This window comes from Namhaeicola litoreus (genome assembly GCF_042679565.1).
GTDB lineage: Bacteria > Bacteroidota > Bacteroidia > Flavobacteriales > Flavobacteriaceae > Namhaeicola > Namhaeicola litoreus.
In genome coordinates, this window is record NZ_JBHTMY010000002.1 from 347013 (window position 1) to 370522 (window position 23510).

Genomic DNA, 23510 nt, shown 5'->3' on the forward strand with positions numbered 1-23510 from the left:
ATGAAAGCAAAATCAATCTACGGTAAAGACCCGGAACAGATACACAAAGCGCTAAAAAACAGCATGAATGATGGCTTTAAACCAACCTTGGCCATTGCCTTTATATCGATCAAACAAGACAGGAAAGGGATTTGCGATGTACTCAAAAAAGATAACATCGATGTATTTGGCGCTACATCCTGTGGAGAATTTACTGAATCACACCAAAGTGAAGGCGAATCTGCTATTATGCTTTTAGACATTGATCCGACATATTTTACTATTCTGATTGAAGATTTAAAAGGTAAAGAACTAGAAGACATCTCTAAGAACCTCGCGAGAAACGCCTTAAAAAAATTCAAAAACCCAGGCTTTATTTTATGCACAAATGGGATGTCTGTAGATAATATCATCTTGGATGGCAATTTAATCATCCGTTCTATAGAGAAAGTGATAGGGCCTGACGTCAATATTACAGGGGGTATGGCGGGAGATGATTGGATGTTAAAAAGCTCCTACATTTTTACCCATGACTTTGAAACAAATCTTGGAATTGCAGCGCTTGTTTTTGATCAGGAAAAAGTGAGTTTGCAGGGGATGGCCATTTCGGGTTGGAAACCCATCGGTATATCTAGGACAATTACAAAATGTGAAGGAACCTATTTGCATACAATTGATGACAAACCGGCATTAGACATGTACCTCAAGTACCTTGGAGCAAGTTATGAGGATAACCAAGATAAATACCACTTATTTGAAAATGTAGCCCAACACTACCCTTTTTTAGTAGAGCGAGAATCAGGAGCTTCTATGATGGCAACACCCATGATGGTAGACAAAGAAAGTAAAGCCCTGATTTGCGATGTTTCATTGCGTGAGGGTTCTAAGTTGAGTTTTACCATGCCACCAGACTTCGACTTTGTTGAAGAAGTATTAGATAAGGCCAGAAAGTTAAAAGATCGATCCAATTCATCAGCCGAAGCTATGCTGGTTTTTTCTTGTGCAGGCAGAGTAACCGTATTAGGGCCTCTGGCAAATATGGAGAACCAAGGCTTAGCAGAGGTTTGGCAAACACCCATGATAGGATTTTATACCTATGGTGAATTTGGAAGAGCACTTAACGAACCCCCGGAATTTCATTCTACAACCAATAGTTGGGTTGTGATTAAAGAAAAATAAATAAACTATATTCATAGCATGAAAGCTAAATCAATTAAAGGAAAAACAACCGAAGAAATTAATACTGCTTTACTAAAGAGCATGGAAGATGGGTTTCGACCCACACTTGCCCTTTGCTTTATCTCAAAAAATCAAGATAGAAAGGCCATCAGTGCGCTCTTGGATGCTGAGAGTATCTCTATCTTTGGTTGCACAACCAACGGAGAATTTATCGATGAACAAACAGAAAAGGGTTCTGCTGCGATTTTATTACTCGAAATGGATAATGATTATTTCACGGTTTACTTTGAAGAATACCCTGACAAAAATTATAGAGAAATTGCCCAGGATATTGCCAAAAGAGCAGCTAAAAAATTCTCAAAACCGGCTTTCCTCTTAGGGCTTAGCGATGCCTCTGTTGACGGTGAAGAAATTTTGTTCGGACTAGAAGATGTCGTTGGCGCCGAAGTAAATGCCTTTGGTGGAGGTGCCGGAGATGATTATTCCTTTACAGAAACCCTCGTTTTTACCAATAACCGAGAAAGTAAAGCCGGAATCGTTTGTATCGCAATCGACGAAGAGAAGGTCAAAATAAAAGGAATTGCAACCTGCGGATGGAAAGCGGTGGGTACCGAAAAAATTGTTACCAAAAGCGAAGGGAATCATGTGTACACAGTAGATAATATTCCCGCACTGGATATTACAGTGAAGTACGGCGGACTTGAAAATATAACCCCTGATAACAAAAACGCTTTAATTGAAATAGCTGCCAATTTCCCTTTGCAACTCCAAAGAGAAAAAGGTGATCCGGTCATGCGCCCGGGATTGGTTGTAGACTGGTCTGACAGATCATTTTACACAAGCGGGAAAGTTCCTCAAGGTTCAAGAGTACGCTTTTCTTTGCCTCCTGATTTTGATGTGATGGAAAAAGTAGTGCAAGGTGTTCAGCATTTAAAAGCTACAGAAATGCCAGAGGCAGATGCTTTGGTGGTATTTAGTTGTGCAGGTAGAATCTTGTCCCTAGGCCCATTGATGCCCCTAGAATTAGAGGGAATCAAAAATGTTTGGAATGTGCCCATGGCGGGCATGTTTTCCAATGCAGAATTAGGTAGAGCCACCGGAGGAAACCTTGAAATGCACAACTTAACCACTTGTTGTATAGCCTTAAAAGAAAAATAAACTATTCTAACTCCAAAACGATGAAAACCAATTTAATAAAAGTTAGCGTGTTTTATCCTAATACAGAAGGTAAAAGATTTGATATGGATTATTACCTCAATAAACACTCGGTACTCGTTTCTAAAACACTCGGCAAAGCACTAATTGATGTAAGTTATGACAAAGGTATAGGGGGAGGTGCGCCAGGCGCTTCTGCCCCATTTGTGGCCATTGCCAATCTCTATTTTAACTCAATGGAAGACTTTGGCGCCTCTTTCGGACCATCTGTACCCGTGTTTATGGCCGACATGCCCAATTATACAGATATTGAACCTGTTGTCCAAGTGAGCGAAGTAGCTGGCTGATCTAAACGAATATCTCAAAATGAACCAACACCTTCAAACAATTACCAAATTTATTGAACAGCAGGAAGACATGCCTGATGAACAAAGATCCCTTCTTTTAAAAGCTGTCAAAGATGCGGACTACGCCCTGACCATCGCTGAGTTTAAGTTGGAAAGAACTGAAAAAGTAAAACGTACCACGGCTATTTTACTGGAAGAAACCATAGAAGAATTAGAACAAAAAAGAAAAGCCATTGAACAGACCAATGAAGCATTAAATAAATCATTAGAAGAACTCAAAGCCACGCAGACCCAATTGATTCAGTCTGAAAAAATGGCTAGTTTAGGAGAGTTAACTGCCGGGATAGCCCATGAAATTCAAAACCCACTCAATTTTGTAAACAACTTTGCCGAAGTGAGTACTGAATTAATCGATGAGATCGAAGAGGAAAGACATAAGAAAAAAGAAGAAAAAGATGAAGAATTGGTTGCTGAAATTCTTGCTGATCTGAAAGAAAACCTTCTAAAAATAAATCACCACGGCAAACGCGCCGATGCCATTGTAAAAGGAATGTTAGAACATAGTAGAACAAATACAGGTGAAAAAACACTGACAGATATCAATGCTCTTGCGGAGGAATTTTTAAAACTTTCCTACCATGGTCTCCGAGCCAAAGACAAATCTTTTAATGCAGCTTTTGAAATGGAATTAGACCCAAACCTGCCAAAAATAAATGTGGTTGCACCTGATATCGGAAGGGTGCTGCTCAACCTCATCAACAATGCATTCTACGCTGTCAATGAAAGAGGAAAAACGGAAGAGGGATATAAACCTTTGGTCATATTAAAGACAAAACAAGTTGGAAATAAACTCGACATTAAAGTAGCTGATAATGGAACTGGCATTTCCCAAAACAATATAGATAAGATATTTCAACCATTTTTTACCACCAAACCAACCGGCTCTGGAACCGGTTTAGGCTTGAGCCTGAGTTATGATATCGTAAAAGCCCATGGAGGTGAATTTAAAGTTCAATCAAAAGAAAATATAGGTTCTACTTTTACCATTATCCTCCCTAAAAAATAGTGAATGGAAGCAATAAAAGATATTGAATTAGACAAGTGCCATATTAATTTTTTAAACATTTGCTTTTCAGATTTCCCAATAAAAAAGGTAAATGAAGAGGTCAGCGCTAAAATTACGGGATACGGAACCAATATTAATGAGAAGATACGCTCTTTTTCCGATTTTGTAGAACTTCTAGACATGCAAAGACAAGAGTCTGAGGGTTTGGAAATGAAATTTGACTATGATTTTATTTCCAAAACCGTTCTTGCCGAAGGCAAAGCAGCCGTTTTTGTAGATGAAGCGATCCTAACCATGAAAATAGAGGGGAATGAGCTTAAGCTCTTCTTAAGAATCAGCTCAGTGTATGAATTTTGCGAAGACAATTGGAAGGCCGTCCATTTTCACGGATCTTTACCTCAAGGAACAGAGGGACATCAGGATACCTGGACGGTAAATGAGTGGAAAAATAAAAATGCAGAACTGGAAAAGATCATTTTGGAAAAGACAAATGATCTGCAAAAATCTTTGGAAGATCTCAAAGCTACGCAAGCCCAGCTCATCCATTCAGAAAAAATGGCTAGTCTTGGTGAGCTCACCGCCGGTATCGCCCACGAGATTCAAAATCCACTCAATTTCGTAAATAATTTTGCAGAGGTGAGCAATGAGTTGATCGAAGAATTGGAAGAAGAAAGAAGCAAGGAAAATGAAACAAAAGATGAAGAATTGGTGTCTGAAATTTTGAATGATCTCAAGGAAAACTTAAAGAAGATCAATCACCATGGAAAAAGGGCAGATACCATTGTGAAAGGAATGTTGCAACACTCTCGTAAAGATGCAGGGCAAAAAGAATTGACCAATATCAATGTGCTGGCTGATGAATTTTTGCGATTAACTTATCACGGATTGAGAGCTAAAGACAAGAGTTTTAATGCTTCCCTGGAAACAGATTACGATAAACGGATCGGCAAATTAGAACTCGTTCAGCAGGATATAGGTAGAGTGCTGCTCAATCTTATTTCCAATGCATTTTATGCCGTTCAGGAAAAGTCAAAAACAGCAGACAAAAACTACCAACCTACAGTGGGTATCGTGACAAAAAAATTAAAGGATTCGGTAGAAATTATAATTTCAGACAATGGAAGTGGAATTCCTGAAGCGATAAAAGAAAAGATTTTTCAACCTTTTTTCACGACTAAACCAACAGGTTCAGGAACGGGATTAGGTTTGAGTTTGAGTTATGATATCGCCAAAGCCCACCAGGGGGAATTGAGAGTTAAAAGCGAAGAGGGTGAAGGTAGTAGCTTTATTCTTTCGTTACCAAATCATTCAGTAAATATCGGTAATATATAACTACAGAAAGATATGAGCCTTTTTTCAAAAGAAATGCGTATTTTGAGGAGGGTTTCTATGCTTCTGGTTTTACACTAAAGGACTCGTAGAGATACTAATAAAACATTAAATCATGGCAAAAATATTGGTGGTTGACGATGAAACGGATCTTGAAGTACTCATTAAACAAAAGTTCCGTAAAGAAATAAGGCAAAAAGAATATGAATTTCTCTTTGCAATTAATGGAAGGGATGCCTTGGAAAAAATACAGGCAGACCCGGAGGTTGATGTTGTACTCAGCGACATCAATATGCCTGAAATGGATGGGTTGACTTTGTTGTCCAAGTTAAACGAACTTAGTCCACTGATCAAATCGGTTATTGTTTCTGCTTATGGCGACATGGAAAATATCCGGACGGCCATGAACCGGGGCGCTTTTGATTTTATTACGAAACCGATCAATTTTGAGGATCTAACCCTTACCATGGAAAAGACCCTCAAACACGCCAAACACCTCAAAGATACACTCAAAGCCATCAGAGAAAACAACATTCTCAAAATGTATGTAGATGAAAATGTACTGAACTTCATGGGAAGTAAAGAATATGAATCTACCATGACCGATAATGAGACCATTGAAGCTACAGTGCTTTTTGTAGATATTTGCGGTTTTACAGCCATCAGTGAAAATACCAGTGCCGATTCTGTGGTAAAATTGATCAATGCCTATTTTGATGAAATGGTTAAAGAAATCATCGCCCAGGAAGGACATATCGATAAGTTTATGGGTGATGCCATCATGGCTGTTTTTAGAGGTGAATACCATTTAGACAGAGCCATTGATGCCGCATTGGCTCTACGTAATAAAATAGAGAGCCTACCTCCCTTTGGAGAAGATCAGCAATTCAAACCTAAAGTATCCATCGGCATCAAAAGTGGAGAAATGATCTCCGGAAACATTGGCTCCACCAGTTTAAAAAGATTGGATTATACTGTAATTGGAGATACTGTAAACACAGCTGCCAGATTACAGGATGCTGCACAGGAAAATCAAATTATTATTTGTGAAAGTTGCTATCAGCAAGTAAAGGAATCTTTTCGCTGTGAAAAAGTGGGAGAAATAACTGTAAAAAATAAAGCGAATCCAATTACAATTTATGAGGTCTTAGAATAAACGCAGCACGACTGAATTAAAATCATTTTTATACTGTATTTATGATTAAATAAATAATATTTTATTCAATAAGTCTATCAAATTCAAAGGTTTAGAATATTTTATTATATTTACCTAAGACTGTTTATCAAATAGATAACAATAGTGAAATAAAAATCGTTTTTCTCAAAAAGAAGAAGAATCTAGAAGAGGCAAGAGAGATGAACAACTAACCAATAATACCTAAAGATTAAAAAATTTAATCTTTAAAACTGCTCAAGCCTATGCACTGCCTAAAAAACCTTTTTCAAAAGACCCTTGTTCTCTTTTGTTTATCTCTTATCCTCCTTTCCTGTCATGGAACAAAAGAAGCGCCCCCTTTTCCGCTTCTCGAAAATGAATATGCACAACCAGAGGTCAAAGCATTAACCATCCCGAAACCCGATACAATTCAATGGGAATCAAAAGTATTACCGGGTTTAAAATCTATACCCACAACAAAATTTGATTATGATAAACTTCCTTCCAAACCCTTTGACATTGGCTTAAGCTATCCTTTAAATACACCCCTTACAACAGAGTCCTTTGACTGGAGTGCTTTACCGAACGAACCATTTTATCTAGATAGTCTTCCCAAAAAGAACCTAAAAGTTAAAGTTTCTGTCTTGGGTGAACCTAGAATTGTGAAAGCAGGAAATTTTGTAAATGCCGGCAATGCTACAAGAGGGGTAATGACTTTGGATGCCAATTTTGGTCTACCCTCCACTCCTTATTCTCAATTAATTGACAGTGAAGGATCTATATGGTTTGCACTAAGTAGCGGTATAGCGAGATATGATTCAGAAAATTTGGAGATTTACGGTGTTGAACAAGGTGTTGAAGGAAAATTCATCAATTGGATACATGAAGATGCAAAAGGAAGAATCTGGATGGTAGGGAATCAAGGCACTCTTTCTGTATTGGATAGAAAATCTAATTTAGCTTATGAACTTACTAGTTCTTTTCCAGTAACAAGAAAATTCACCATTAAAGAAGATGCAAATGGGATTTTTTGGATTACCGACAATGGAAATGGGATTTACATAGTCGATCTCGAGAACAAAATCATCAGAAACTTTGGCGTTGAAAATGGTTTATTAAGCAAATTTAATTTTGAAATACTCGTTGATTCAAAAGGAAAAATATGGATTACAACGGGCAATGGCTTTAATATGATTGATCTGGAAAATAACTTAAACACCAAATATGACTCCAAAAATCTAATATCCATTAGTGAAGATAAGAAAGAACGGATATGGCTTGTTACTGCAAATGGAATTAACATTTTAAACAAAAATAGAAATGAAGCTTCTTTTTTGTCAAAAGAAAATTTAGATCACACAAACAATTCCTTTTTAACAAGTGCCTTTGAAGATGAAAATGGGCATTTTTGGATAGGAACCAATAATGGTAACGTTTATAAATATGATGAAAAAGAACAAACATTAAATACCTATTTTGTTAAACCAACCACAAATGGCGCATGGATGTATAACTTTTTTGAAGATCAACAGGGCCAAATCTGGACGGCTTGTGGCCAAGGTGGAGTTTTTAAAATTGATAAAGATGGCTACAAACCCGGTAATTATATCACTGATGATGGGCTCGGTGATAATAATGTCTGGGCTACACTTGAGGCAAGTGATGGAATGATATGGATTGGTACCCATGGGGGTATCGACATTTATGACCCAATAAATAATTCTATTAAACATCTTGGTTTAGAACAAGGCTTGGTCCATCTCAGAAACACAAATCTTAAAGAAGATAGTAAAGGTAGGATTTGGGCAGGAGGAAATCAATCAGGGGTCAGCATCATAGACCTAAAAAATAAAACCATTCAAAAATTAACAGACGAAACTGGTATAAAAAGCCATAGAATAACCTCAACCATGGAAGGTATTGACGGTTCTATTTGGCTGAGTTCATTTATAGGGGAAATTCAAGCTATTGACCTCGACAAGGGTCTATACAAAAGATATATCGACAACGATACAATTGTCCAAAAATCGAGGAAAGATCGCATTATTCAAACCGAAAAAAACATCATTTGGGTTGCAGATCAAGAATATGGACTACATAAAATGGATTTAGAGAAAAACATGCGTTGGCGCTTTACTACGGAAAATGGCCTTATATCAAATTTACTTTATTCTATCGGGAAAGACCATAAAAATCGTATTTGGATTGCTTCAGATAAAGGTGTTCAAATCATTGATGAGAATGAATTGAACATCACAACATTTACCACCAATGAGGGTCTAGGGGCTAATGATGTCTATGATGTAATCGAAAAAGATAAAAAAATGTATTTGGGCACATCCAAGGGTTTGACCATTTTAGAAAAAGAAGAGGGAGAAACAGCCTTATGGAAGGTAAAAACCATAGGAAAAAACCAAGGTCTTGATTATATTGACTTTTGCCAAAACAGTATTTCATTCGATCGAAATGGGCGTCTATGGGCTGGTGCCGAGGGGCAGATTCTTACAGTAATGGATATTCCCAAAATTGATACTGTAAACTACGCTGTAGCTGTAACTTCAATAAATATTTTTGATGAATCCTTAAAATTTAGAGATAATGAGTTTCTTCAAAAGAAATATAATGAGATAGATACGCTCTGGCAATATGAGAAAAATGATTTTGTTTTACGACAGAAAACTGAAATAGATTCTAGTTACCAAATTACCCATAACATAACCTGGGAAACGGTTGAAGGATCATACGATCTTCCCACTAAACTCACTTTGCCTGCAGACCAGAATTACCTTAGTTTTAACTATAACGGCAGGCAGTTTAACAATCCTGATAAAGTGGTCTATAGATATATTCTGGAAGGTATAGACAAAAAATGGAGTCCGATTACAACAAATACCACCAGTGAAAATTACAGAGACCTTCCTCCTGGCGACTACACTTTTAAAGTGGCCGCCAAAGGCTTTAATGGTATTTGGAGTAAACCCGCAACTTTCTCGTTTAAAATTACACCCCCTTGGTGGCAAACCTGGTGGGCTTACACCCTTTACGCCTTACTGGGATTAACCCTTGCTTATTTCGTTCATAAAATGCAAAAAGCCCGAACGATCAGGATCGAACGTGAAAAATCAAAAGACAAAGAACTCGAACAGGCCAAAGAAATTGAAAAAGCTTATACGGAGCTCAAAGAAACCCAGAACCAACTTATCCAATCCGAAAAAATGGCAAGTTTAGGTGAGTTGACAGCAGGAATTGCCCACGAGATTCAAAACCCTATGAACTTTATCAATAACTTCTCTGAAGTGAGCTCAGAATTAATGGCTGAAATGGTGGAGGAACTCGATAAAGGAGAAATAGAAGAAGCCAAATTGATTTCTAAGGATATTATTCAAAATCTTGAAAAAATTGGACTTCACGGCAAAAGAGCAAGTAGTATTGTAAAAGGAATGCTGGAACATTCTAGAAATAGTTCCGGAAAAAAAGAGCTGATAGACATCAATGTGCTGGCAGATGAATATTTACGCTTGGCTTACCACGGCTTGAGAGCCAAAGACAAATCTTTTAACTCCGACTTTAAAACGGATTTAGATGAAAGTTTACCAAAGGTAGAAATCATTCCGCAAGATTTGGGCCGTGTGATTCTCAACCTGATCAACAATGCTTTTTATGCAGTCACCGCGAGAGCGGAAAGTGGTGAAGAAAATTACAAACCACTGGTGACTGTTACCACTAAAAATCTAAAAGACCAGGTACTTATCAAAATTAAAGACAACGGAACAGGAATTCCGCCAGAACTAAAAGATAAAATCTTTCAGCCTTTTTTTACAACCAAACCTACTGGAAAAGGAACCGGTTTAGGCTTGTCTTTGGCGTATGATATCGTAACCACAGGCCATGGTGGTGCCATCGAATTGGATACCAAAACAGGAGAGGGTACAGAATTCTCTATTTATATACCCATACAGAAAGATTAAAAAATCAATAACCCCCTAAGAAAGAAATTATGAAAATACTTGTTGTAGATGATGAAAAAGATGTGGAAATGCTCTTCCGCCAAAAATTTAGAAAAGAAATAAGAAATAATGGCCTGGATTTGGTTTTTGCATTTTCCGGACAAGAAGCTTTGGATATTCTCGAAAAAACTACCCCTCCGAAAGTAATGTATATTTTTTCTGATATCAATATGCCGGGAATGACTGGTTTGGAATTATTAGAGCAGGTAAAAAAGCGTTTTCCACAAATTAAGGTAAGCATGATTTCGGCCTATGGCGATAAAGATAATTACGATAAAGCAATTGCCTCTGGAGCAAAAGAATTTTTCACCAAACCCATCGATTTCGACTCACTTAAAAAAGAGATCAATGCCCTGATATCTTGATTTTCGATGAATTTAATCATTTAACGGACCTTTTCTGGCGATCAAATAAGTATCTATTAAATTAGACGGATCCTGTTAGGGCTTAATTTGTATATTCAGTCCATGGAAGGACTGGATGTTGTCATGGTGATTGCCATAATCTTATTTGCTCGCTTAGGGATAAGATTAATCAATTTATTTATAAAGAATAAAAAAGAACAAGAGGGAAATGGTAAAACCTAATTTGCAGCAATTGCTTTTAAATATTTGAGAAAACTATGATCAGACGATCATCAATATATCAAACAATACCGGGTTAAATATCGAAATACGAAACACGATTTGAAAGAAGACGGAACTGGCATGATCCATTCAATTCAGAATTTAATAATGTCTGAGCGGAATTTTAAGCTGCTTGAAAGGACGATACAAAATATGCTGACAGAATGACAATTAACTAAATGGTTAATGTCTTGCATTTTAGCTGTTTATCCTTTTTTTTTAACATACTTCTAACATTTGTAATGGTTTTTTGCTTATTTTCATCACATTGAATCTAAAAAATCATGAAAAAATTTCCACTGCTATTGCTTCTTGTCATCATATTTTCCTGTAAAAAAGAGAAAGTAAAGACGGATTATCTCGGGGTTGTCAATCTTGAAGTTACCGGATCTGAAAAAGCCATACCGAGTTTTGAAAAAGGACTGTTATTGTTACACAGTTTTGAATATGCCGATGCCAGAGATGAATTCTTAAAAGCACAGGAAATAGATCCTAAAATGGCGATGGCCTATTGGGGAGAAGCCATGACATACAACCATAGTTTATGGCACGAACAAGATTATGACAAAGGGACTGCAGCTCTTTTTAAGTTGAACAATTTGGAAGAAACCTTAAGCCTCTCTTCATTAGAAGAAGATTTTATAGAAGCAGCCAACACCCTCTATCAGCCCAAAATGTCTAAAAAAGATCGGGATAGGGCCTATGCCGAATATATGTCAAAGATGATGCAGACTTATCCTGACAATCATGAGGTAGCGGCATTTTATGCGCTTTCCTTACTCGGCTCAGTTGAAGATGGAAGAGATGATGAGATTTTTGGAAAAGGGGCGAAAATTGTACAGGGAATCTTAGAAGAAAACCCCAATCATCCGGGTGCCCTGCACTACCTCATCCATTCTTATGACGACCCTGACCATGCTCAATTCGCATTAAATGCAGCAGATGCCTACGCTGTTGTTGCACCGGATGCAAGTCATGCTTTGCATATGCCTTCTCATATTTACGTAGCCTTGGGCATGTGGGACAAAGTGGTGAGCAGCAATGAAAATTCTTACCAGGCCAGCCTGAATAGAATGCAAAGAAAAAATTTAAAGGATGGTCGTGGGTATCATGCCTATCATTGGCTAGAATACGGTTACTTACAACAAGAAAGAGTAGAAGATGCACAAAAATTACTAGAAGATTTGGTTGTTTTTGTACAAGAAAATCCCTCCAAATATGCACGAACACATTTGGTGTTTTTAAAAGGGACATATTTAGTAGAAACTGAAAATTGGGATAGCCCACTGGCAGATATCCCCGTTGATATTTCGGATATGAATGTAGCCATTCGTTCTCAATACCATTTTCTCGAAGGGATGAAAGCTTTTAAACAGAACGATCAAAAAGCACTTGATGAAAATATAGAGTTGATTCGAAATGATTTTGACAAGGAATCTTTTTTGGTTACATATGACGATGTTTCTTTTTGTAGCGGTGCTGATAGAGACGACACCACTCCTTCTAACTTAACAGAAACACAAGTGATGCTAGAGCAGCTACTGGCACTGAAAGCCTGGCTCAATCAAGACCCAATTGCTACAGAGGATCATTTAAAAAAATCAATTTTATTGGATGATAGTTTGAGCTACAGTTATGGTCCGCCTTTTATTCAAAAACCAACCCATGAACTATATGCAGATTGGCTCGTTTTTCAGAATAGACTTGAGGAAGCCGAAGCGCAATACGATGAAACCCTAAAAAAGGCCCCAAATAGAACACTTACCGTAAAAAGAAAGGAAAATCTTAAAACTGCTTTGGCCTCCTTATGATTTCTATATTTAGAAAACTGAGAAAATCACTATTGAGTGAGGGTAAGACTTTGAGGTATGTGAAATACGCGGTGGGAGAGATCGTGCTAGTCATGATCGGGATCTTGTTGGCCTTACAGGTAAATATTTGGAACGAAACGAGAAAAGCCCAAATCGCACAAAAAGAATTACTAAGTAATTTTTTAGAAGATTTGAATGCTGATTCGGCAGAGTTTGTTGAGTATTTGGATGAATTGGCACAGATTATCGGGGTGCATGAAAAGTTGTATGGGGTGAGAAAGGGTATTCTAAGTTCTACTGTTATAGAAAAGCCGCAGTTGCTAAGAGGATCCATCAGATACAGTTCGATTGTATTAACCAATAATCCGGATTTCGCAGCCCTCATAAAAGATAAGGAACTCAGAAAAGAAATTTTAGACTATTTCCGTTTACTTTTCCGCTTAGACAACTCCTATCTGCAATACGACAAAGTGGTAAAAGAAGTCGTTAGACCCTACCTGGCAGAAAATCTTAGCCTTAATGAAGACTTTTTATTTGATAATCCCAATGAGGAAAAATCTCCGTTAATGATGGATCATTTTTATGAAGTCATCAAACGAGATGACTTCGGACAAGTGCTTTTCGAAACAAATTTAAAAGCACGTGAATTAGTTACCGTCTTCGAAAATACCTTAAAAGCAAATGCTCAACTTCAAGAATCCATTCGAAAGAAAATTTTATGAATAAAATTCTGAACCAAACCTAAAATAAGAACGATAAAAAAATAAAAACATGGTCTTCTTTCGAAGAATAAGACAAGAATTATTTCGATTCCTTCCTTTTTGGAAGACAGGGAATAGTGCCGGGGAGCCTACCTCTCCCACAGGCAGGTATTTGACTTATGCCCTTGGAGAAATACTTTTGGTGGTTATAGGTATATTGATCGCCCTACAAGTAAACAATTGGAATGAAGGTAGAAAACAACGCCTGGAAGAAGTAAAGTATTTTAGTAATTTGATCAATGACCTTCAAGCAGATGACGAAAGATTAAATAACATGATTTTTCTTTCTGAGGCGAAGGTGAAAGCTGCTCAAGATGTTTATAAAGGAGCAAGTCTCGACTCTATTGGCTCACTTTATGATTTTTCAACCAACATGATGAGCTTAATTTTTGTAGATGAGTTCCGGCCAAATGACAATACATACGAGGAAATGAAAAGTTCAGGCAATTTTAGTATGATTAGAAATGACGACCTCAAGTTAAAATTGATGAATTTGAGAAAAACTTATATCCAATTAGCTGCTGCACATGAACATATGAGGTTTGACTTCAACATTTTTCTGGAAGATTTTGAGAAATATGTAGATTGGGGGAAATACTACAACCTTAAAAAATCGAATATTCCAAAACTAGATTTTGTTTTTGATAACCTCTATATAGAAAGTCACAAAGATATTATGGAAAAAGAGGTTCATACGCTTTACAAAAACAAGATCTTTCTCAATAACATCTTCCTATTGGAAATAAACTATACCTATGCGATTGATGCATTCAATACAACCAAAACGCAGATTCATGAGATTATTGATATTTTAAATCGAGAAATAGAACAGAAATGATCAACTTCTTCAGAAAAATCAGAAAAAAACTCCTCAGCGAAGGAAAAAAAATGAATTATATCAAATACGCCCTTGGTGAAATTATCTTAGTTGTCATAGGAATTCTGATTGCTTTGCAAGTCAACAATTGGAACGAAAATAGAAAAATGCAACAGAAGCGATTGGTATTTTTGAATAGTGTAAAACAAGACTTAACAAATGACAAAATACAATTACAAAAGATTATCGATTATCAAACCAAAAAATTAGCATTGGTGAACGAATTAAAAGATGAATTGATAGCAGATAAAAAAGATTTTAAACAGATTGAAACACTTTTTAATATCATCCAAAATACATCCAATTCAACTTTTTTTGCCAACACAGGTGCCTATTCCTCCACTGGCTCTTCGGGAATTCTGGAAGGTTTAAAACCCGAAAGTTTAAAAATAGCGATTACCACCTTATACGAAAGATATTACAAACGATTGATCTATAATGGGGAGGTCTATGATAACCGAACTGACGACATTGTCATGCAACGGGGTAAATTTTACAATAAACTAGCCTCTAGCTTAACCAATGAGGCAGTGATAGAAGATAGCGAGTTTATAAATTTAACCAGTATCGCCTTGTTTAATAATCAAAATTATGTAAACCTCAGTTCAACCACCAAAAAAGAAATAGAGAAAGTCATTGCACAAATTGAAGAAAATTTAAAGACACAATGATTAAATTCTTCCGAAAAATCAGAAAAAAATTCCTTAACGAAGGGAAAAAAATGAACTATATCAAATACGCCATCGGAGAAATTATATTAGTGGTCATCGGTATTTTAATCGCTTTACAGGTGAACAACCAGAATGAAATTCGAAAGAATAAATTATTGGAAAAAAGGTATATCACCGACTTGATTGCCGACCTTCAAAAGGATTCTATTGCACTCACTGATTTGGTGACAGAAGCAAAAGAAACAGCGCGTATTAAAAGTAAGCTAAAGCTGTACTTTAATGGACAACCTGTTCAAACAGATTCTCTAGATATTTTTTTTAAATCTCAATGGACACCATTTCGGGTTTTTACGCCAACCAAAACCACCATGGAGGAAATGAAAAATAGCGGGCGTCTTGACCTAGTATCTGATAGAGAAATCAAAAGAAAAATTATAGGATTGTATGACCAATACGATCTTTTACATCAGGATGAGTTACTTTTTATGGCTTCCACACGACAACTTCAGGAGTTGGGAAGGTCTCATCTGAATGACATTGATGCCCCAACTGAAGATGAAATAATTTCACTTTTCGGAGAAAGGGAAGTGAGAAATAATATAAGAGTAAATTATGCGACCGGTAGAAAATCGGTAACCTCCAAAACCCTTTCAGCTTGCGAATTGATGCTGAGTGATTTAAGAAAATACCTGAATAAATTGAAAAAATGATGATGACCCTTTTTAAAAAAGTGAGGCAAAATCTTCTTGAGAAAAATAAAATGAGGAACTACTTTAAATATGCCCTTGGTGAAATTATTTTGGTTGTTTTAGGAATTTTAATAGCACTTCAGGTAAATAATTGGAATGAAGACAGAAAGAAACTCCATGAAGAAAAATCAATTATAGAGGGGTTAAAATCAGAATTCGAATCAGCTAAAAAAGAAATTATTGCAGATATTGAAGATCGAAATAAATCGATTCAGGTGGTTATATCAACTTTAGAAAGACATACCGGAAAAAATCTGACAAAAATACCGCAAGATTCTGTAAAGTATTTTCTCGATGAATTGATGCAATATAGATTCTATACTCCCTCCCACCCTGTTTTAGATGATTTGCAGTCATCGGGAAGATTTAACCTTATTAAATCTGAAGAATTGCGCTTTTTAATTAGAGATTATATACAAACCAAAGAGCGTATCAAAATGCCCGAAGAAAAAGAAAGACGATTTGTTTTAGAACAAATGGCCCCTTTTTTAAGCGAAAGAATTGCCCTGGGAAAATTGTTCGAATCAGATCAATACGAATTGGATAGGGAAAAATTAGATCATTTGATGAACGATGAATTCTTTGGAAGTCTATTATACATCAGAAAGAATACCATAAAATCATCACAACAATATTCTAGAATACTTTTGAAAAACATCGAAACAATTCAATTCGAACTAAATAAGAACTTACATGATTAAGTTTTTTAGACAAATGAGGCAACAAGTATTAAAGGAAAATAGTAACAAAAGTTCTTCCGGACGTGCGGGTAGGTATCTGAAATATGCCATTGGCGAGATTATCCTTGTGGTCATTGGTATTTTAATCGCGCTTCAGGTGAATACCTGGAATGAAAACAGAAAAAATCGAAACAAAAAGGATGCCCTTCTTAAAGCGATGCAGGTAGAATTTAAGAATAACCTGAGCCAACTCGATTCTGTGATTTACTACGATAAACTCATTGTAAAAAGTTGTGAGCGGCTGTTACATATGACAGAAGCAGCGTTTTCTGCAACACCTATTGACACCATGAGAATACTCATCCAAAATACGAGCTGGCTCTGGACCTTTGATGCGAGAAACGGAGCCTTGCGATCGGGAATTTCTTCAGGCGAAATTCATTTGATCAAAAACGATTCTCTCGTAAATTTCCTATTTAGTTGGCAGGATGTGGTAGCCGATGCCAAAGAAAATGAAGATCGAACACTGGATTACCGATTGGCTTCAGACCCCATCCTAGAACGTTTTGTAAGAAAAGTGGATTACCGAAGAATTCATAGACCTGAAATGGGCATTAGTAAACACGAATCAAACTATACAGCACTGATGAATGATCCCCTTTTCGAGGATTATCTGGCAGAAAGATTAGGCCATACAGCAGATGCCTTGATTGAATTATTGATCGTTAAAGAACAGAACCAAGCTATACTTGAAATGATCGATGTTGAGTTAAATAAATTTAATGGAAAGTAACAGGAGAACATTTCGACAAAATCTACTTTATCTCATTCCACAATCCCAAAAGAAAAATGATTGGGAAAGAGTAAAACACTGCGGCAAAAGCTAAGACCGACTGCAAGAGTAGGTGGCTTTTTTTAGCTATCTTGACGAAGAATAGTAGTTTGAATAAACTTTTTAAATAAAATAATATGGGCATTTTCTGGGATTTAATACAACAAGACGAAATTCAAAAACAAAAAGACAAAGCCAATAGCATGGAAGAACGGATGGAATATCTTGAAGCAGAGTTAAAAGCCACCAAAGAATTGTTGAGAAAAACCTTGATGGAATTGGAAAAACATTTGGTAAAAGATATTGACGGTGACGGAAAATTAGGATAAATGAGAGCTTAATTTAGCGAAGGATGATTAATTTTTTTCGAAAAAACAGAAAAAAAATGGCCGATGAAAACCGCTTCGTAAAATACTGGCGGTATGCTTTGGGAGAGATTTTCTTAGTAGTGATTGGGATTCTAATCGCTCTTCAGGTAAACAATTGGAATGAAAACAGAATAGAGCAAAACCGCATTAAAAAGTACGCAAAATCAATGGTGAAGGATCTGGAACAAGATATCGACATGCTAAACATAAGTATGATTCAAGCTGAAGACGCTTATTCGAGGATCGATAGCCTAAGAAATTACGCACTTCAAACTGAAATAGAAAATTTATCTAACACATTGATCTACACCATCGCCCATGACGTCATTTACCGAACCTATTCTTGGAATAGATCCACCTTCGATGAGTTAAAAAGTTCAGGTAGCTTAAGACTTGTTCAAAATGACAGTCTAAAAAGCAAATTGGTTGCCTACATAGCTTTTTCCCAACATTTAGATGAAGATTTTACATTTGACAAAATAAATGCCGAAAAAGTAGATGCTTCTTTAGTAGAAATAATCAATCTTAATTCACCCTTTTTATCCAAAATTAAAAATTGGGAAGTAGAAAATTTTAATACAACGTTTAAAGAAAAGGTCAAAACACAGGTATTTAAAGAGTCCGTTGCTCAAGACCTGCCTTTGGTAAGTTACGATCGAGAAAAAATACTTCAATTGATAAATACCTGTATTATCGTGCAAGAGAGCTATCGTGTGCGCGCATTTATGGAAATGCCCGAAATAATAGAAGATGCCAGGGAACTTATCGAATTGTTAAAACAAGAATACGATTAATTCATCCATTTTTAATAATGATCATGACAACCCATCAAAACTTGAACCCATGATAAAAAAACTATTGCTACCTATTATTTTATTCGTCTATGCCATAGCGACTTATGCGCAAAGTGAAATTAAATGCGAAATCAATACAGCATCTGGTATGATTCTCATTGAACTCTATCCCGAAAAAGCGCCTAAAACGGTGGCTAATTTTCTGAATTATGTGCGCAACAAAGACTATGATGGAAGCACTTTTTTTCGGGTGTGTACGCCTGAAAATGAAGCAGAACGGGAAGTGCAAATTCAAGTGATACAAGGAGGTGATATGGCCGAAGAAAAACTATTTTTACCCATACAAATTGAGACAACAAAACAGACAGGTCTTAAACACCTTAGAGGAGCAATATCGATGGCCCGTGGAGAACCTAATTCAGCCCAAAGTAGTTTTTTTATATGTGTAACCGATGAACCCGAATTGGATTTTGGAGGGGAACGGAATCCCGATGGTTTTGGCTTTGCAGCTTTCGGACAGGTCACTGAAGGTATGGATATTGTTGAAAAAATTCAACAGGGAGAAAATGAACAGCAAATGTTAGTACATCCTGTAAGAATAGAAAGTATAAGAATTATAGAGTAAAAAATGATTGCATTTTTAAGAAATATGAGACAACAATTGGCGAAAGAAAATAAATTTGGACGCTATTTTCGCTATGCGATAGGTGAAATTATTCTTGTGGTGATTGGAATACTCATCGCATTACAAATCAATAATTGGAATACAAGAAAACAGGAAAGCAAACAAGAACAAAAAATATTGAACATCCTAAAATCTGAATTCACATATAATGCCGCAGAACTTCAAAGAAATATGGATAAAGCATCTTTGACGAAATCGAGAATTGACAGTTTGTTGTTCTTGATAGATCATCCTGAAATTGACATAGATGTAAATGATTTACGTGAGCTTGTTCTGAGGGTCACAGGATATTCAACTTACGATCCTTCTAATGGAGCTTTAACCAATCTTATCAGTTCAGGTCAACTTGAATTGATTAAAAATGATTCATTAAAAATTGCCCTCTCGAAATGGTTTGGCGAAGTACAAGATACCAAAGAGGATGAATTGAGATTGATCAGATTTGGCGATACACATATAGACCCAATTCGATTAGAATACATCAACTACAATGCAAACTCAAGATTTGACAGAAATAGTGCTGAGCTTTTAAATCATGCAAACTTTGAAAATATCTTACTGAGAACCTCTAGAGCTTTTGCCTATAATATCGAAAATTATGAACATCTCGGAAAAGAAATTGAAAATATTATGTCCTTGATCGATGGTGAAATCAAATTGTAATGAGGTAAAACTTAAATCCTGTGGTAAAATAAGCGGAAATTTGAATTCATGAATACTGCGATCAAAACCCCTGGTTCAATAAAAAGATGAACTATGAAAAATCTGATAAAACTGACAGATAAACAGTCAAAAGTAGTGATTGAAAATGGCGAGTTACTGAGTTATTCGATGAACGAAAAGGAATTCATTCACCAAAAAGGCAGCCCCGGTTGGCGAAATTCTGATACAGAGATGTTCCCGGTCATTGGCCCAACAGCGCAAAATAATTTTGTTGTTCCTTCACCCAAAGGTGAGAGCCTTCAAGACCAACACGGACTTTTAAGAGAATTCCCTTATACCTTGATTTCATTTGACGAAACTTCAGCCGTTTTCGAAAAAATTTATAAGGCCAATACGCCTGTTACGAATAGTAAATTTCCCAAAAAATCAAAACTTGAAATGGTTTCATGGCCCTATGATTTTCGATTTCAAAAGTCATTTACACTTTATGAAAATCGACTTATTGTTGAGTTTTACATAGCATCTGAAATCGATATGCCCTTTATGCTGGGTTATCATCCGGCTTTTCTTTTATCCGGAAACGGAAAGGAATATATTCAAGTAAAGGATAAAAAAATAACATTATCAGAAATTATAGCAGGTGGTGCAAAAGCCTTTCCGGTTTTTGATTGCGAGGATCTGTTTTTAGTTAAAACAGAAGGTTACAACCTTCATATAAAAACAACAGGATTTGGACATTTTATGTTGTGGACGGAAGTGAACAACATGTTGTGCATAGAACCGATCACGCAATACCCTTATTTGGAAAAAATGAATTTTGAGGAAAACATGTTCAAAAAGTCAAAGGGAATGAATTCTTTTTCAGTATGTATTCTGCCTGTAAAAAAATCTTAAATTGTTCTGCTTTAAATCTAATAAAATGAGTCAGCCATTAGAAGAATTAAAATATCCCATTGGCAAATACGATCCTAGCGTTGAAATAACAAACCAGCAGATACAAGATTGGATTGCAGTGATTGAAAATTTCCCACAAAAATTAGCCAGTGCCATAGAGGACCTCACCGATGAACAGTTAAAATGGGCCTATAGACCCAATGGTTGGAGTATTAAACAAGTTGTACATCATTGTGCAGATAGCCATATGAATAGTTTTATTCGATTTAAACTGGCCCTCACCGAAGAACAACCCACAATTAAACCTTACTCCGAAGACCGTTGGGCACAGCAGGCAGATTACCTCGATGTTTCACCCGACGAATCATTAAAAATTATTGAAGGTGTGCATGCACGATGGACAGTTTTACTAAAAAGCTTAAATGATAACCAACTTAACCGAACATTCATGCATCCTGAACATAGAAAAATCTTTGCGCTTGAACAAGTGATCGGCCTTTATGCCTGGCATTGTAACCACCATTTAGCACACATCGAGCAAGCGATGAATTATAACTACAGATTTTAACATTTATCTGACGAACATATGATCTGGATCCCAATGCATTACTTTTTTGCTAAAATAACTATCATTACAAAGTAAGCATGGAGCACAAGCTCGAAATCCGAACTCTGGCGGTTCAATAACCGGATTTCCATTGCGGATGCCATCAAAGAAGTCGACAAAATGATCGACATGCGCATCCTGGTCTTGAGATACAAATTTTATAGGATCTTTAACCGGTCTGGTCTTCTGAGCTTCTTTATATTTTTTGTTATACGTATCCATAATTTCCTTCTGCATGGCAATTGGATAAGTATCTAGAGCGTCCCAACCCCCAATTTCAGGGGCTTCTGCCATAATACTGTGCTGAATGGTGACAGAATTACCTGAGACTTCCATAACACCCTCATCACCGATAAACCGAACGAAATTGGTGGGTCCTTTTCCACTGGCAAAATTCACACGCAATGTCAATTGAAATTCAGGATGATGCTGACTCTGAGGATATTCCATAATAGCCGCCAAGACATCGGGTACATTTCTACCATCTTTCCAATAACTCAACTGACCCGAAGAAAATATCGTTGTAGGTCCATTCGATTCTAAGATATAATGTATCGAAGTCAAAAGATGAACAAATAAATCTCCCGCAACACCTGTACCAAATTCTTTATAATTTCTCCATCTAAAAAATTTTAACGCATCAAAAGGCTCCGCTGCCATGCCTGATAAGTAAGTATCCCAGTCTACCGTTTTTGCAGAAGCATCATTGGGTAAAGTATATTGCCAGGCTCCTTGGGCACTTTGTCGGTCGTAAGCCGCTTCGATACAATTTAAATTACCAATGGCTCCACTTTTGTAAAGTTCCTTGGCCTTAGCATAAGCCAAACCACTAATGGGCTGACTACCCACCTGAAAAACGACATTACTCTTTCTGTATTGACCAAGTAAGGGTAATCCTTCATCGATTGATTTGACCATGGGTTTTTCGCAATATACATGCTTTCCATTCTTCATGGCTTCGGTAGCGATCCGGGCATGAAAATGATCAGAGGTAGAAATGAGTACGGCATCTATGTCTTTTCTATTTAAAATTTCTCGATAATCTCGTGTTACATCGACCTGTTTACCATACTTTTCTTGAACATGTGTTAGTCGCCCGGTATAAAGATCACAGGCGGCAACCAATTCAACGCCGGGAACTTTTAGTGCCGTATCGATATTGTTGTGCCCCATAATTCCAGTGCCAATGCCGGCAATCCGAATCTTGCTATTTTCGCTTACTCTTTTATCTTTAAATAAAATTCTTTGTTCTATTTTTTCTTCTGAGTTAAAGCCCATTAGCGGTAAGGCTCCAAGCGCCAATGAAGTATTTCCTAATGATTTGATAAACTTCCTCCTGTTCGGTTTCATACGATGTTATTTTTTAAATTAAAATTATGGTCATTTAAATTTAGACATAAATACCTGAATATGAAACTTTGTATTTATTAAAATGCATAAAAAAAGCCTGTAAAAAAATACAGGCTCCAATAATTATTGTTTTGTGGTGATTAATCGCAATTATCTGATTTTTCCACTTTATAAATTTTGCCTTTATCGAGAACTGTTTTGATACACTGACCAGTTCTGTTGTTATACCAGTTGATTCTTTTTCTTCCATTTTGAGTTCTTTCATTTTGACGTACAAATCCCTCCGACTCTAATTTACGGAAGGCACTATCTGTACTTTCACCAACCAGATGATCAACGCCTACGTATGCCTGATAACCCCCATGTCCTGAATGGTAATTTGTTCTTCCATTACGTTCCTTCACTCCTTTGTTATATCCTTGTGAGTAGGCATCTTTTTCTATGTTAGAGCTATAATAATTATGATAACTTTTATTGTATAAGCCATCTTTATAGCCCTTTTCAAATGCAGCATCCTCTGCATTATCATTGTAGTGATATCCTGTATCGTGATGGTGAGCATTGTGGTTGTAATTGTAACTGTTTCCTGAATTAGGATCTGGTTGGTTACAATCAAAAGCAGGAGTGTCAACTACTGAAGCAATTCTACCGTCACTGGTTCGAGCGATCACACATTTTTTGGTATTGTAATTCCACCAATAACTATATGAATCATACCCTGATTTTTCGGTTTTCATATGCATATATCCTCTTTTTCCAAAATCCTGATCAATGTATTGGGCCTTTTCGCCAATCAGATCGGAAAATTCTCTACTGGGACTTTGAGCGAGTGCAGAAAAGGTCGTGAAAGATAAAGCAATCGCTACAAAATAAATATTTCGTATTATTTTCATATGTTATAAAGTCTTAAAGTTATTTTTATAG

The 23510-nt window shown here is 36.5% G+C and carries 23 protein-coding genes; 21 read left to right on the plus strand and 2 right to left on the minus strand.

Going from position 1 to position 23510, the window contains the following annotated elements; translation table 11 throughout:
• The 21 genes from ACFQ39_RS03370 (at window position 1) to ACFQ39_RS03470 (ending at window position 21197) form a co-directional block, all read left to right on the plus strand.
• Window positions 1-1158, plus strand: coding sequence for an FIST signal transduction protein (locus ACFQ39_RS03370; RefSeq protein ID WP_377176448.1), 1158 nt, complete (start codon window positions 1-3; stop codon window positions 1156-1158).
• A gap of 18 nt (window positions 1159-1176) precedes the next feature.
• The gene (locus tag ACFQ39_RS03375; RefSeq protein WP_377176451.1) at window positions 1177-2316 is read left to right on the plus strand and encodes an FIST signal transduction protein; all 1140 of its coding nucleotides are present in this window, start codon (window positions 1177-1179) and stop codon (window positions 2314-2316) included.
• Between the two features lie 20 nt (window positions 2317-2336).
• Window positions 2337-2660: an EthD family reductase gene (locus ACFQ39_RS03380; RefSeq protein WP_377176454.1), complete on the plus strand. Its 324-nt coding sequence runs from the start codon at window positions 2337-2339 to the stop codon at window positions 2658-2660.
• 19 nt (window positions 2661-2679) lie between these two features.
• On the plus strand, window positions 2680-3726 hold the full coding sequence (locus ACFQ39_RS03385) for a sensor histidine kinase (RefSeq protein WP_377176456.1): 1047 nt from the start codon (window positions 2680-2682) through the stop codon (window positions 3724-3726).
• Window positions 3727-3729: 3 nt separating this feature from the next.
• A complete protein-coding gene (locus ACFQ39_RS03390; protein WP_377176458.1) occupies window positions 3730-5058 on the plus strand; it encodes an ATP-binding protein in 1329 nt (442 codons plus the stop codon).
• Window positions 5059-5170: 112 nt separating this feature from the next.
• Window positions 5171-6211, plus strand: coding sequence for an adenylate/guanylate cyclase domain-containing protein (locus tag ACFQ39_RS03395; RefSeq protein ID WP_377176460.1), 1041 nt, complete (start codon window positions 5171-5173; stop codon window positions 6209-6211).
• Between the two features lie 263 nt (window positions 6212-6474).
• Window positions 6475-10179, plus strand: coding sequence for a two-component regulator propeller domain-containing protein (locus ACFQ39_RS03400; protein WP_377176462.1), 3705 nt, complete (start codon window positions 6475-6477; stop codon window positions 10177-10179).
• A 29-nt stretch (window positions 10180-10208) separates the two neighbouring features.
• Entirely contained in the window at window positions 10209-10583 is a 375-nt protein-coding gene (locus ACFQ39_RS03405) for a response regulator (protein WP_377176464.1), read from the plus strand.
• Window positions 10584-11128: 545 nt separating this feature from the next.
• The gene (locus ACFQ39_RS03410; protein ID WP_377176466.1) at window positions 11129-12655 is read left to right on the plus strand and encodes a tetratricopeptide repeat protein; all 1527 of its coding nucleotides are present in this window, start codon (window positions 11129-11131) and stop codon (window positions 12653-12655) included.
• Window positions 12652-13377, plus strand: a complete 726-nt coding sequence (locus ACFQ39_RS03415) for a DUF6090 family protein (RefSeq protein ID WP_377176468.1) — start codon at window positions 12652-12654, stop codon at window positions 13375-13377. The genes ACFQ39_RS03410 and ACFQ39_RS03415 overlap by 4 nt, the downstream gene beginning before the upstream one ends.
• A 49-nt stretch (window positions 13378-13426) precedes the next feature.
• On the plus strand, window positions 13427-14254 hold the full coding sequence (locus ACFQ39_RS03420; protein ID WP_377176470.1) for a DUF6090 family protein: 828 nt from the start codon (window positions 13427-13429) through the stop codon (window positions 14252-14254).
• The gene (locus ACFQ39_RS03425) at window positions 14251-14964 is read left to right on the plus strand and encodes a DUF6090 family protein (RefSeq protein ID WP_377176473.1); all 714 of its coding nucleotides are present in this window, start codon (window positions 14251-14253) and stop codon (window positions 14962-14964) included. The genes ACFQ39_RS03420 and ACFQ39_RS03425 overlap by 4 nt, the downstream gene beginning before the upstream one ends.
• A 50-nt stretch (window positions 14965-15014) precedes the next feature.
• Entirely contained in the window at window positions 15015-15674 is a 660-nt protein-coding gene (locus ACFQ39_RS03430) for a DUF6090 family protein (protein ID WP_377176475.1), read from the plus strand.
• Between the two features lie 50 nt (window positions 15675-15724).
• Window positions 15725-16414 carry a DUF6090 family protein gene (locus ACFQ39_RS03435; protein WP_377176477.1) on the plus strand — a complete coding sequence of 230 codons (690 nt, stop codon included), beginning with the start codon at window positions 15725-15727 and terminating at the stop codon, window positions 16412-16414.
• A complete protein-coding gene (locus ACFQ39_RS03440) occupies window positions 16407-17186 on the plus strand; it encodes a DUF6090 family protein (protein ID WP_377176479.1) in 780 nt (259 codons plus the stop codon). The genes ACFQ39_RS03435 and ACFQ39_RS03440 overlap by 8 nt, the downstream gene beginning before the upstream one ends.
• A gap of 176 nt (window positions 17187-17362) precedes the next feature.
• Window positions 17363-17554 carry a hypothetical protein gene (locus ACFQ39_RS03445; RefSeq protein WP_377176481.1) on the plus strand — a complete coding sequence of 64 codons (192 nt, stop codon included), beginning with the start codon at window positions 17363-17365 and terminating at the stop codon, window positions 17552-17554.
• A 56-nt stretch (window positions 17555-17610) separates the two neighbouring features.
• Entirely contained in the window at window positions 17611-18387 is a 777-nt protein-coding gene (locus tag ACFQ39_RS03450; protein ID WP_377176483.1) for a DUF6090 family protein, read from the plus strand.
• Window positions 18388-18436: 49 nt separating this feature from the next.
• Window positions 18437-19012: a peptidylprolyl isomerase gene (locus tag ACFQ39_RS03455; protein ID WP_377176485.1), complete on the plus strand. Its 576-nt coding sequence runs from the start codon at window positions 18437-18439 to the stop codon at window positions 19010-19012.
• Between the two features lie 3 nt (window positions 19013-19015).
• Entirely contained in the window at window positions 19016-19735 is a 720-nt protein-coding gene (locus ACFQ39_RS03460) for a DUF6090 family protein (protein WP_377176487.1), read from the plus strand.
• 93 nt (window positions 19736-19828) lie between these two features.
• Window positions 19829-20629: an aldose 1-epimerase gene (locus ACFQ39_RS03465; protein ID WP_377176489.1), complete on the plus strand. Its 801-nt coding sequence runs from the start codon at window positions 19829-19831 to the stop codon at window positions 20627-20629.
• Window positions 20630-20654: 25 nt separating this feature from the next.
• Window positions 20655-21197: a YfiT family bacillithiol transferase gene (locus tag ACFQ39_RS03470; protein ID WP_377176491.1), complete on the plus strand. Its 543-nt coding sequence runs from the start codon at window positions 20655-20657 to the stop codon at window positions 21195-21197.
• 3 nt (window positions 21198-21200) lie between these two features.
• Here ACFQ39_RS03470 and ACFQ39_RS03475 read toward each other — a convergent pair whose 3' ends face one another.
• Together ACFQ39_RS03475 and ACFQ39_RS03480 are read right to left on the minus strand one after the other, a co-directional pair.
• Window positions 21201-22586 (minus strand): Gfo/Idh/MocA family protein, encoded by a 1386-nt coding sequence (locus ACFQ39_RS03475; RefSeq protein WP_377176493.1) that lies wholly within the window; start codon window positions 22584-22586, stop codon window positions 21201-21203.
• Between the two features lie 140 nt (window positions 22587-22726).
• Complete coding sequence (locus tag ACFQ39_RS03480; RefSeq protein WP_377176495.1) at window positions 22727-23479, minus strand: hypothetical protein; 753 nt, start codon at window positions 23477-23479, stop codon at window positions 22727-22729.
• Window positions 23480-23510 lie beyond the last annotated feature (31 nt).

Excerpts from the sequence above, each read along its gene's own strand:
- ACFQ39_RS03370 (WP_377176448.1), top strand. The coding sequence starts at position 1 with ATGAAAGCAAAATCAATCTACGGTAAAGACCCGGAACAGATACACAAA.
- ACFQ39_RS03375 (WP_377176451.1), top strand. The coding sequence starts at position 1,177 with ATGAAAGCTAAATCAATTAAAGGAAAAACAACCGAAGAAATTAATACT.
- ACFQ39_RS03380 (WP_377176454.1), top strand. The coding sequence starts at position 2,337 with ATGAAAACCAATTTAATAAAAGTTAGCGTGTTTTATCCTAATACAGAA.
- ACFQ39_RS03385 (WP_377176456.1), top strand. The coding sequence starts at position 2,680 with ATGAACCAACACCTTCAAACAATTACCAAATTTATTGAACAGCAGGAA.
- ACFQ39_RS03390 (WP_377176458.1), top strand. The coding sequence starts at position 3,730 with ATGGAAGCAATAAAAGATATTGAATTAGACAAGTGCCATATTAATTTT.
- ACFQ39_RS03395 (WP_377176460.1), top strand. The coding sequence starts at position 5,171 with ATGGCAAAAATATTGGTGGTTGACGATGAAACGGATCTTGAAGTACTC.
- ACFQ39_RS03400 (WP_377176462.1), top strand. The coding sequence starts at position 6,475 with ATGCACTGCCTAAAAAACCTTTTTCAAAAGACCCTTGTTCTCTTTTGT.
- ACFQ39_RS03405 (WP_377176464.1), top strand. The coding sequence starts at position 10,209 with ATGAAAATACTTGTTGTAGATGATGAAAAAGATGTGGAAATGCTCTTC.
- ACFQ39_RS03410 (WP_377176466.1), top strand. The coding sequence starts at position 11,129 with ATGAAAAAATTTCCACTGCTATTGCTTCTTGTCATCATATTTTCCTGT.
- ACFQ39_RS03415 (WP_377176468.1), top strand. The coding sequence starts at position 12,652 with ATGATTTCTATATTTAGAAAACTGAGAAAATCACTATTGAGTGAGGGT.
- ACFQ39_RS03420 (WP_377176470.1), top strand. The coding sequence starts at position 13,427 with ATGGTCTTCTTTCGAAGAATAAGACAAGAATTATTTCGATTCCTTCCT.
- ACFQ39_RS03425 (WP_377176473.1), top strand. The coding sequence starts at position 14,251 with ATGATCAACTTCTTCAGAAAAATCAGAAAAAAACTCCTCAGCGAAGGA.
- ACFQ39_RS03430 (WP_377176475.1), top strand. The coding sequence starts at position 15,015 with ATGAACTATATCAAATACGCCATCGGAGAAATTATATTAGTGGTCATC.
- ACFQ39_RS03435 (WP_377176477.1), top strand. The coding sequence starts at position 15,725 with ATGAGGAACTACTTTAAATATGCCCTTGGTGAAATTATTTTGGTTGTT.
- ACFQ39_RS03440 (WP_377176479.1), top strand. The coding sequence starts at position 16,407 with ATGATTAAGTTTTTTAGACAAATGAGGCAACAAGTATTAAAGGAAAAT.
- ACFQ39_RS03445 (WP_377176481.1), top strand. The coding sequence starts at position 17,363 with ATGGGCATTTTCTGGGATTTAATACAACAAGACGAAATTCAAAAACAA.
- ACFQ39_RS03450 (WP_377176483.1), top strand. The coding sequence starts at position 17,611 with ATGGCCGATGAAAACCGCTTCGTAAAATACTGGCGGTATGCTTTGGGA.
- ACFQ39_RS03455 (WP_377176485.1), top strand. The coding sequence starts at position 18,437 with ATGATAAAAAAACTATTGCTACCTATTATTTTATTCGTCTATGCCATA.
- ACFQ39_RS03460 (WP_377176487.1), top strand. The coding sequence starts at position 19,016 with ATGATTGCATTTTTAAGAAATATGAGACAACAATTGGCGAAAGAAAAT.
- ACFQ39_RS03465 (WP_377176489.1), top strand. The coding sequence starts at position 19,829 with ATGAAAAATCTGATAAAACTGACAGATAAACAGTCAAAAGTAGTGATT.
- ACFQ39_RS03470 (WP_377176491.1), top strand. The coding sequence starts at position 20,655 with ATGAGTCAGCCATTAGAAGAATTAAAATATCCCATTGGCAAATACGAT.
- ACFQ39_RS03475 (WP_377176493.1), bottom strand. The coding sequence starts at position 22,586 with ATGAAACCGAACAGGAGGAAGTTTATCAAATCATTAGGAAATACTTCA.
- ACFQ39_RS03480 (WP_377176495.1), bottom strand. The coding sequence starts at position 23,479 with ATGAAAATAATACGAAATATTTATTTTGTAGCGATTGCTTTATCTTTC.